We start from the raw sequence: 1,573 nt of genomic DNA, 5'->3' as shown, positions 1-1,573 counted from the left end.
GTCGAGGTCGTCGACGCTCTCGTCGCCCCCGTCACCTTCCCGGCCGCCGTCGGTCGCGGCCACGATGGACCGCGACTCGCCGCCGAGCGGGAAGTCGACGAGGGGCTTCGCGTCGTGGGCGTCCTCCGCCTCGAAGAAGGCGGTGTAGATCACCGGCCAGAAGTAGGCGACGTTGAGCACGCCCGACAGCAGCAGCGCCCCGGCGAGGTAGTAGGCGACGGGGGTGAAGTTCATTCCCATCCGCACCCCGCCGATCAGCATGTAGTACTTGCTGACGAACCCGGCGAGCAGCGGCATTCCCGCCATCCCGAGCGAGGCGACGGTGAACGCCCCCATCGTCAGGGGCATCCGCTTGCCGATCCCGGCCATCTGCGAGATGTAGTCGGTGTGGGTCTCGACGTGGACGTTGCCCGCACAGAAGAACAGGGTGAGCTTCATGAACGCGTGCGCCGGGATGTGCAAGAGCGCGCCGACCAGCCCGTACCACCCGAACAGGCCGAGCCCGAGGATGATGTAGCTCAGCTGGCTTATCGTCGAGTAGGCGAGCCGGCGTTTCAGGTGGTCCTTCCGTAAGGCGATGAGCGAGGCCGCGGTGAGCGTGACCGCGCCGATAGTCGAGAGCACGAGTCCGGCGGTGAAGCCGAAGGGAAGCGAGAGGTCGAAGACGAGTTCCGGGCCGAACACGTCGAGGACGACCCGCGAGACGCCGAACGCTCCGGACTTGACGACCGCGACCGCGTGGAGCAGTCCGGAGACCGGCGTCGGTGCCACCATCGCTTCGGGGAGCCACTGGTGGAGCGGCATGATACCCGCCTTGACGCCGAAACCGACGGCGAGCAGGAAGAAGGCGAGCATCGCCAGCCCGGGGTCGGCGTTCGCGAGTTCGGCGATGCCGCCGGGCGTGAACGCGACCGTGCCCGCGAGCAGGTAGACGAGGACGGTCCCGGCGAGCACGAGCACGCCGCCGCCGAACATCGTGTACGCGAGGTACTTGCGGCCGGCCGAGCGCGCCTCCGCCGTCTCGTCGTGCGCGACGAGCGGGTACGTCGCGATCGACAGCAGCTCGTAGAAGACGAAGATGGTCACGAGGTTCCCCGCGAACGCGATCCCCATCGTCGTCGACAGCGATACCGCGAACGCGGCGAAGTAGCGGGTCTGATTCGCCTCGTCAAGCCCGCGCATGTAGCCGATGCTGTAGAAGGAGGTGACGATCCACAGCCCGCTCGCGAGGAACGCGAACAGCATGCCGAGCGCGTCCGCCCGCAGGACGAACTCGATCGGCGTCCCGATCCCGGGTAGGAACGCCCCGAGCGAGTACTCGAAGGTCTGGCCGTCGAGGACCGCCGGGAGCATCGACGCGACGATCCCGAACTTCGCGAGCGACGCGACGAGCGTCCATCCCTCGCGGACGTTCGGGGAGCGGTGCGACGCGACGATGAGAGCCGCCGCGACGAACGAGACGAGAACCGCCAGTAGGGGTCGTGGGTCCTGTAGTACGACGTCAGTCATGCGAAGGCCTCCGTGAGGAACGGGTCGAACCACTCGGCGAGCGCGAAGCCGCCGAAGCCGAGCG

The 1,573-nt window shown here is 67.8% G+C and carries 1 protein-coding gene; it reads right to left on the bottom strand.

All coding sequences use genetic code 11. From position 1 onward, the window contains the following. Positions 1 to 1,509, bottom strand: a 1,509-nt coding sequence (locus BN903_RS08900) for a cation:proton antiporter (protein ID WP_048077400.1), incomplete at its 3' end; no start/stop codon positions are given. Positions 1,510 to 1,573: the final 64 nt, after the last annotated feature.

This window comes from Halorubrum sp. AJ67, assembly GCF_000513435.1.
The sequence above is the reverse complement of the archived record's forward strand: the minus strand, read 5'-3'. Positions and strand labels throughout refer to the sequence as shown.